Here is an 8,667-nt window from a genome sequence, read left to right as displayed (position 1 = left end):
TCGGCAAACAGGTTAGCGCTCTACGTGGCCTAAGCGCGGATACTCAGCCAGATGTGACGCCGCGAAGTCAGTTGCGTTGAGCGTTGAACGTTGAGCATTGAAGGTCGGAGGTTGAGCATTGAAGGTCGGAGGTTGCGACCTTCAACGTGACGGGCCGGCGATCCACTCGATCAACGCTTTGTTCACGGCGTCAGGTTGTTCGAGCGTCGACCCATGACCGCAATGAGGCACGACGGTCAAGCGCGCGTTGGGAATTGCCGCCGCGATCTCCTCGGATCGCTCTGGCGGCGTGAAAGGATCGGCATCTCCGACGAGCACCAGCGTAGGTACGGATATAGCGGAGAGACTGGGGCGGCTATCGATCCGCGTGATGATTGCCTCAGTCTGTCGTGCAAAACCCTCCACACCCACCGCCATCGCCATGCGAAGGTTGATTTCGCGGAGGTTCGCGTCGTCCTTGCGCGAAGGATGCGGGAAAGTCAAAGTTTCCGACACGAGTTTTCTGAAGTCGCCCGTCCGGGCGGCAGCAACCAAAGCCCGCCGTTGTTGGCTCTGCTCAGCGGTATCGGGGCGCGCCGACGTGTCCAGAAGCGCCAGCTTGAGAATACGCTCCGGCGCCTGTCGCATGATCTCAAGGCAAATATAACCACCCATTGAAAAGCCGACGAGTGCGAAGCGCGAAGGCGCCGCGGCGAGGATCGCGGCTGCCATCTCGGAGATTGTTTTACCTTCCAGCGTCGATGCGACCGTAACAGGTCCGAACGGCCACAAAGCGGCGACCTGGGATGCGAAAACTTCTGCCGAACAGAGCAATCCGGGAACGAGAACAATAGGTTGCATGGGCATTCACAGGTGCGCGGTGGGTTGAGCTGGGTTGCGATCAAGTATTTCTTCGGCCCGATTCTATCAATTAGCGGAAAACTGCTTGTCGACGCGGTTGGGTTCCCCATTCGGGGGATTTGCATGCAATCGATTGCGGTTTTTTCATCAAATTGGCTGTGCTAGCGCCGGACTGACCAATCGAACTCAGCCCATCCTGCCGCACCGCTGCTCGCTGGGTTGCTGCGGCGGCGATGCGATGAGCCGGTCCTGGCGCCCGGACCGTCCCGCAAAAACAGATTGACAAATTAAAATTGGCCGTCAAACAATGCAATCGATTGCATAATGTTTCCGCAAAATCATCCGGCTGTCGCCAATGGCTACCCGGTCGTCGGGGAGGTCGCGATGGAGTTCGCCGTGAACCGGTCTGCCGGCAATGCAGCGTTATACAAGGCGTAGGAATGTTTCCGGCGACGCTGGGACGTTGTCGCCGGCTATTCACTGGAATGTGTCCGGAATTAATTGTCAGATCTTATGGGTTATTCATCATCATGCTAGACAGGATTACGAAATGAAATCTGCTGGCTGCCTTGGGCAAGCAATCGCATTTTTCCTGACACTTACTTGTGCGGCAGGGTCGTATGCAAAAGTCGTTTCTCTTTCGTCGCAGGCGTCATCGCATGAGTTAACCGTCGTCACGTTCGGTGGCGCTTCGAATCTGCCGATGTGGGTTGCGCAACGGGAGGGATTTTTTGCGGCGGAAGGGCTGGACGTGCGACTGACCTACACCCCCAATTCCGCGTCGCAGATGAGTCAATTACTTGCCGGTAAGTACGATCTCGCGATGACGGCGATGGACAATGTCGTCGCTTACCAGGAGGGGCAGAACGAGGTGCCGATTCCGCCGAACCCGGATCTGTTTGTGTTTGCCGGTACCGACAATTCGTTTCTGTCGCTGGTCAGTCAGCCTCAATACACGAGTGTAGAAAGCCTTCGGGGAAAAACGCTCACGGTGGATGCCATGACGACGGGGTTCGCTTTCGTGTTGCGGGAAATTCTGGAGCGGCATGGCCTGAATGGCAGCGACGTCACCTTTGTCAAGATGGGGAGCACTCCCCAACGGCTTCAGGACATGCTGGCCGACCCGAACCACGTGGCGACAATTCAAGGTACCCCCTTTGAGTTCATGGGTGAGCGAGCAGGGTTTCACACGCTGCTGCGAGTGAAAGATGAGCTAGGGCCTTATCAGGGATTCGTGGCGACAGCGAAGAGATCGTGGGCAACGGCCCATGACGCCGAAGTAATGGGATTCACGCGCGCGCTTCTGAAGGGGATCGACTGGCTTTACCAGCCCGCCAATCGTGACGCCGTCGAAGCAATTCTCGTCGCCAATGTCCCCGGAATGACGCCGGATCTTGCGCACAGGACTTACGGAATAGCGACCGATCCCGATGGGGGCGTGTTTCGCGATGCACGCCCGAATATCGAAGGCATACGGCGCGTTCTGGAACTGCGCTCCAAATTCGGTTTGCCAAAGAAGGAGCTGCGAGATCCGCTCAAGTATGTCGATTTCCAGTACCTCGATCGCGCAGCCCTATCCGTGTCCAACAGATGAATCGGGTTTGGAGAGCGCCGCGGAACCCGCGTCGACAGGACGACGACCGCAACCGATAACTGCAGCACCGTTATATAAAAAATCCCAAGACCAAGGAGAATGATCGTGAGGAAGAAGAAATTGAATCGGTTGATTCAATTGAGTATTTTGAGTGTTGGCATTACCAGCCAGGCGGCCTTTGCTCAATCTAGCGTGACCCTCTATGGCGTACTCGATGCTTTTGTCGGCGCAAAGAAAGCACTGGGTGGCGAATCTCAAGTCCTTGCGGGAAGCGGTGGCATGACTGCTTCGTTTTGGGGAATGAAAGGCACTGAAGATCTCGGTGGAGGCCTTAGCGCAATATTCGAGCTCGAAGGCTACATCAACATCATGAACGGTCAGTTCGGCCGTACCGGTTTTCCGTCTGATGGTCTTTTTTCGCGAAACGCTTTCGTTGGTCTCAAAGGAAATTATGGAACGGTGACAGCCGGGTGGCTAACTCCTCCGCTATGGCTTTCCGCGATATTTTTTAATCCGTTTTTCAACTCCTTTGTTTTTTCCCCGATGATTCTGCAAACTTACGTCGGGGTTAATGGGCAAGGTGTATTTGGCGATGCCGGCGAGTGGTCGAATTCCGTGATGTACGTGAGCCCGCAGATGGGTCCTTTTTCCGGAAAAGCGGCGTATTCCTTTGGAAACGAAGCGGGGCATCTGGGGCAAAACAAGTGGAGCGGGCAGCTTTCCTACAATATGGGGGGCTTCGCTGCGTCCGCTGTGTGGCAGCAAGTCAAGTTCAGCATTACGCCTGGCGATCTTGGAACGTCGCTGCCCGGTTTGACAACGCAGTCGGTGATGAACATTGGCGTATCAGATGACTTCGGCGTGGTAAAACTTTTTGGCCAGTACCAGCATATCTGGGATTACGACACGACAGGCAACGTCGGCGTCAACACCGGGCAATTGGGTTTCTCGATACCAGTCGGCCAGGGACATATTCTCGGATCTGATGCGTATTCGAAGAGTAGCGGTCATAGCACGGTGTATCGCAACACGTGGGCATTGGGTTATGACTATTCGCTGTCCAAACGGACAGACGTTTATACCGCCGTACTGTCCGATCGGGCGACGAGGCGTTCCTCGGGTTATACCGTGGGAGGCGGACTCAGAACGGCGTTCTAAAAAACCTGTTTGCGATCTCCCGAGCGTCGGCGGCTACGCGACTGCAATGCGACTCGCCGCTCACAGGGCGCTCGGGGAATTGACGCAGACTAAAATAACCTGACCGTGCAGCCTTCGGCCGAGCCCCTTATTGAGTGGCCGGCCGATGCTCCCGAAATGCAGCTGCAACCGTGCGCAAGGCCTCGCGGGACTTCCTGTCCGAGAGACTCGAATGCAGCACGATCTCCGACGGAGGAAGCGCGGGCAGACCCAGCAGCGCGCCGACTTCGACGACACCGAGCGGCGCGACCCGCTGAGCGAACGCTCCAACGGCCAGACCCGCCGATACGGCGGCAGTGACGGCGGCCGTACCGCCGCCGATGAATACTTCGGTCCACGCAATCCCCGCGGCGTCCAGTTTGCGCGTTGCCACGTTGCGTATTCCGCACGATGCCGAGAGCGCCGCGAGCCGCAGCGGCGCGCCTTCCCGATGCACGAAACCGGGCGATGCAAACCAGCCCAACGGCTCCAGCGCGAGCACTTCACCGTTGCGGCGATCGTCTTCGCGACGCAGGATCGCAGCGTCGAGCTTGCCTTGCTCGAACGCGTCGAGCAGTTCGCGCGACGATTCGATCTGGACTTCGATCAGCAGCGTGGGATCGTACGCATGCAGCCTCGTCAGCAGAACCGGCAGATCAGGACCCGCCACATGGTCGCTGATGCCGAGCGCAAGACGCCGCGTGGTACCCGATAGTTCGGCGAGGGCGCGCTCATGCGCGGCGACAAACTCGCGCGCCGCATCCAGAAACGCGGCGCCGCGTGCGGACAGTCGCACCAGCCGGGGCGTGCGTTCGATGAGTTTATGGCCTAGCCGTTCCTCCAGCCGCTTCAGCTTCATGCTGATCGCGGCTTGCGTCGTGTCCATTGCCTCCGCGGCGCGCGTGAAGCTCTGAAAGTCCGCGACGAGCGTGAAGGCGCGCACCGCGTCGACATCGAGGGTTGCCATGTCTATCATCTCCAATCGTTATCACTGATATCTTCACTCATCCCATTGAGTTATGGCAAGAGGTATCGCATAGTGCGCTTCATCGACCACCCGTTCAGCCCGGACCGCACTGTCCGGGCGACACGCGTCCCCGTATCCTTTCGACGAACGACGACACCGATGAGCACACTCGACAAAGCGCGCCTGCATTCTCCACTCGACACGCACGCAGGTGACCCACGGCGTTGGCTCGCGCTGCCCGTGCTGCTGACGGGCGCGTTCCTGCCGATCCTCGACTTCAACGTCGTCAATCTCGCGCTTCCGTCGATCAGGCAGAATCTCGGCGCCACGTCGAGTGAGATTGAATTCATCATTTCGGCGTATGCGGCAACCTACGCGGTGTTCCTGATCACCGGCGGACGGCTCGGCGATCTGTTCGGCCGCAAGAGAATGTTCGTGACCGGCGTTGCCGGCTTCACGCTCGCGTCGGCATTGTGCGGACTTGCGCCGAGCGCCGCGATACTCGTCGCGGCGCGCATCCTGCAGGGTCTGACCGCGACCATCATGGCGCCTCAGGTGCTGGCTTCCATCCGCGTGCTGTTCCCGCCCGCAGAACAGGGGCGCGCACTCGCGCTCTATGGCGCGACGTTCGGCTTTGCGAACATCTGTGGCCAGTTGCTGGGCGGCGCGCTGGTATCGCTCCATCCGTTGGGATTCACCTGGCAGGCGATCTTTCTGATCAACGTGCCGATCGGCCTCGTGGCCTTCGTCGGCGGTCTTGCGTTTCTGCGCGATTCGCGAGCCGAGCACGCGCAACGTCTCGACATCGGCGGCGTCGTACTGCTTTCGGTCGCGCTCGGTCTTCTGGTTTATCCACTCGTCGAGGGCCGGGAAACCGGCTGGCCGATGTGGATCATCGCCATGCTTGTTGTCGCGCCATTTGCGTTCGCGCTGTTCGTGCGTTTCGAAAGACGCCTCGCGGCGAGCGGTGGTTCGCCCCTTGTCGACTTCGCGTTGTTCCGCGAACCGGGCTTCGCGGTCGGCGTTGCGATGGCACTCGCGCTGTATATGCTTTCTTCGTTCTATCTGACGTTTTCTGTGTACCTGCAGGGCGGATTGCATCTCTCGCCGCTTCAGGCGGGTCTCGCGACGTTGCCGTACGCCGTTGCATATTTTCTGGCGTCGCTTGCGTCCGCTCACGTCATGCTGCGGCTTGGCAAGTTCGCACTGACGCTCGGCTTCGCGCTGCAGGTGGTCGGCTTCGGCATTGTGCTGCTTGCGGCGGCGGGAACGCTGCCGGACAGTCTTTCTCCCGGTCTTGCGATCGCCGGACTCGGATTTGGCACGGTCATGCCGACAGTCATCAAAGCGGTGATCGGCGGGGTGGCGCCGAAGCATGCAGGTCTCGCTTCTGGGATCGTCATTTCGACGTTTCAGATCGCGTCGGCGCTGGGTGTTGCGATCATCGGCGGTGTTTTCTATGCCGAGTTGGGTGCTGGCCGCGGAGCAGTTGCGTACGGTCACGCCTTTGCGGTTGCGCTCGGCTGCAACCTGGTGTTGCTGGTTATTGGCGGAGTGCTTTCATTATTTCTGCCGGATCAGCGGGACACGCTCGCGAAAGCGGCGCCTACCAAGGCAAGCCGCGGTTGAGGGACCGCCCCGTTTTTCTCCAAATACTCCATGGAATCCGATCTGTCGGATTGATGTCGTCTCGCTATATCATGCCTCTGGGGATGCCAGCGAATCATAAGAAAGATGGAACTCCTCATGGTGCAGTGGATGCGTAACGCGCATCGGATCGCCTGAACTTTTTAACCTCTTCATCAAGTTCTTTCATGTGCAACACTCCCGCTGCGATACCCACTATCCAGCAAGCAGATGATACCGATCCCATTGCGTTGCACCATGCCAAACGAACGCCGTCGGGCTTCGAAAATAACTACACGCAATTGATACGCAGGTCGTTTCTACGGTGGCAATGGGAGAAGCGGGTACATGGCTATCCGAAGCCGGCAGTCAACGGATACGCCTTTCCAGGTCACTACCCCGATGTAAGCTGGCTCAAACAGAACCGGACAGTTGACACGTTGACGTGGATCGGTCACGCCAGTGCTCTGGTGCAAATTCAAGGTGTGAATATCCTCACCGATCCAGTTTTCTCGGATCGAGCGTCTCCGTTCTCGTTTACCGGGCCCCGACGAAAAGTCGAGCCGGCATTGTCGATTGAACAGTTGCCGCATATAGATCTAGTCCTGATTTCCCATAACCACTACGATCATCTCGATGCCGCCAGCGTAGTGGCGATCAATGCTCAGCGCGGAGGACCACCGCTATTTCTCGTGCCAATGGGAGTCAAGTCGTGGATGACGACGGCAGGCATCGAGAACGCTTGCGAACTGGATTGGGGCGATCACGTCGAGTCGAATGGACTCGAAGTATGGTTTGTTCCAGCTCAGCACTGGTCTGCACGAACCTTATTTGATCGTGCCCAAACACTATGGGGAGGCTGGGTCGCAAAAACGAGAAAGGGGGCAAGCAGACCGTTCTCTTTTTATTTTGCCGGCGACACCGGCTATTCGAAGGACTTCAAAGACATCGGCGCCGCATTTGGGGGCTTTGATCTCGCGCTTATCCCGATCGGTGCGTATGCGCCACGGTGGTTCATGGAAGGGCAGCACGTCGATCCCGCGCAGGCCGTGCAGATCTTTCAGGATGTAAAGGCCAAAAGAGCAATCGGCATTCATTGGGGAACGTTCCCCCTCGCCGGAGAGCCGTTCGACGAACCACCCAGGTTGCTCAAGGAAGCGACCCGGAAAGCGGGGTTGGCCGATAACCTGTTTTCAGTATTGCATCACGGAGAAACGCTCCGGTTGGGTGCCGATGACGCTCGCTAATGTGGAAAGCGCGATGCAGGTTTTTTTTCCGCATCTATCCCCGTCTGCCGTGTCATCGGCAGCGGCGGTTCAAACGTTAGAGCGATAGCCGTGTCGAGTTCGGCTGACGAATCGCCGACATATTCATTGCATCCAGCCTCAGTGCATCTTTCTACGTGACTACGATCCCCATGCCATCTTCTATCATTTCCATTACAAGGATCGGAGCGCTCGCTGCGTCGCTGTGCGGCATGCTCGCCATCACGAACTACGCGAATGCCGCAGACAACGTGATCGTGCTCGATTCCGGCGAAGCGCAACTGACGCTCATCGACCCGGCCACGCGCAAGGTTGTCGGCACGGAGCCGACCGGGAAGGAGCCGCACCATCTGATGATCACGCCCGACGGCCGCTCGCTGATCGTGGCCGATTCGGTGTCGAACAACCTGATGTTTCTCGACCCGCACACCGGTAAGGTGCAGCGCACCGTCGAAGACATCGAAGACCCGTATCAACTGGGCTTCTCTCCGGATCGCAAGTGGTTCGTCACGGCGGCGCTGCGCATGAATCGTGTCGACATTTACCGCTATGACGGCACGAATATGGCGCTGGTCAAGCATATCGAACTGGCCAGGACGCCTAGCCACATGACTTTCTCGTCCGACAACCGCACCGTGTTCGTCACGCTGCAGGATTCCGGCGAACTCGCGGCGATCGATCTGCCCACTCAAACCGTGCTTTGGAAAATGCATGTCGGCAACGAACCCGCAGGTCTGTGGATGATCCCGGGCGAGCGCTACCTGCTGGTTGGAATGACCGGCGAAGACGACGTGACCGTGGTGGATTGGCACAAGCAGCAGATCGTCAAGAAGATCCACACCGGCCGTGGCGCACACAACTTCCGCAACCTCGACGACGGCAAGCATGTGGTGGTGTCCAATCGCGTCGACAGCACGATCAGCATCATCGACTACACCACGCTCACCAATGCCGGCGATATCACCGGATTGCTGCCCGGTCCCGACGATATGGAACTTACACCCGACAAGCGCTATCTATGGGTGGGATTCCGTTTCGCGAGGCACGTGGGCATCATCGACATGACGACCCGCAAGCTGATCGACACCATTGCGGTGGGCCGCTCGCCGCACGGCATCTTCTTCGACAACCGTGCGCCGGTCGTGTCGCCTAATCCGGACTGAGGCAGCCAGGCCGCTTCAAACGTGTTGTTACATGAG

At 58.3% G+C, this 8,667-nt stretch carries 7 protein-coding genes; 5 read left to right on the top strand and 2 right to left on the bottom strand.

The features are described 5' to 3' along the window. Positions 1-141: 141 nt before the first annotated feature. On the bottom strand, positions 142-840 hold the full coding sequence (locus PQQ51_RS03955; RefSeq protein WP_408495021.1) for an alpha/beta fold hydrolase: 699 nt from the start codon (positions 838-840) through the stop codon (positions 142-144). Between the two features lie 550 nt (positions 841-1,390). On the opposite strand from PQQ51_RS03955, the gene PQQ51_RS03950 reads away from it, so the two are divergent. Beyond that, positions 1,391-2,434, top strand: a complete 1,044-nt coding sequence (locus PQQ51_RS03950; protein WP_408495019.1) for an ABC transporter substrate-binding protein — start codon at positions 1,391-1,393, stop codon at positions 2,432-2,434. 105 nt (positions 2,435-2,539) lie between these two features. Further along, the gene (locus tag PQQ51_RS03945; RefSeq protein ID WP_408495017.1) at positions 2,540-3,592 is read left to right on the top strand and encodes a porin; all 1,053 of its coding nucleotides are present in this window, start codon (positions 2,540-2,542) and stop codon (positions 3,590-3,592) included. Positions 3,593-3,719: 127 nt separating this feature from the next. Here the strand turns inward: PQQ51_RS03945 and PQQ51_RS03940 are convergent, their stop codons facing one another. Then, entirely contained in the window at positions 3,720-4,577 is an 858-nt protein-coding gene (locus tag PQQ51_RS03940; protein WP_408495015.1) for a LysR family transcriptional regulator, read from the bottom strand. A gap of 159 nt (positions 4,578-4,736) precedes the next feature. On the opposite strand from PQQ51_RS03940, the gene PQQ51_RS03935 reads away from it, so the two are divergent. The 3 genes from PQQ51_RS03935 to PQQ51_RS03925 all read left to right on the top strand — a co-directional run bounded on the left by PQQ51_RS03935 (position 4,737) and on the right by PQQ51_RS03925 (position 8,631). Further along, complete coding sequence (locus tag PQQ51_RS03935) at positions 4,737-6,206, top strand: MFS transporter (protein WP_408495013.1); 1,470 nt, start codon at positions 4,737-4,739, stop codon at positions 6,204-6,206. A 185-nt stretch (positions 6,207-6,391) separates the two neighbouring features. Continuing rightward, positions 6,392-7,450: an MBL fold metallo-hydrolase gene (locus PQQ51_RS03930; protein WP_408495011.1), complete on the top strand. Its 1,059-nt coding sequence runs from the start codon at positions 6,392-6,394 to the stop codon at positions 7,448-7,450. Positions 7,451-7,680: 230 nt separating this feature from the next. Then, entirely contained in the window at positions 7,681-8,631 is a 951-nt protein-coding gene (locus PQQ51_RS03925) for a YncE family protein (protein ID WP_408495193.1), read from the top strand. Positions 8,632-8,667 lie beyond the last annotated feature (36 nt).

It is taken from the genome of Paraburkholderia xenovorans, from assembly GCF_046030735.1.
Lineage (GTDB): Bacteria > Pseudomonadota > Gammaproteobacteria > Burkholderiales > Burkholderiaceae > Paraburkholderia > Paraburkholderia xenovorans_A.
The sequence above is the reverse complement of the archived record's forward strand: the minus strand, read 5'-3'. Positions and strand labels throughout refer to the sequence as shown.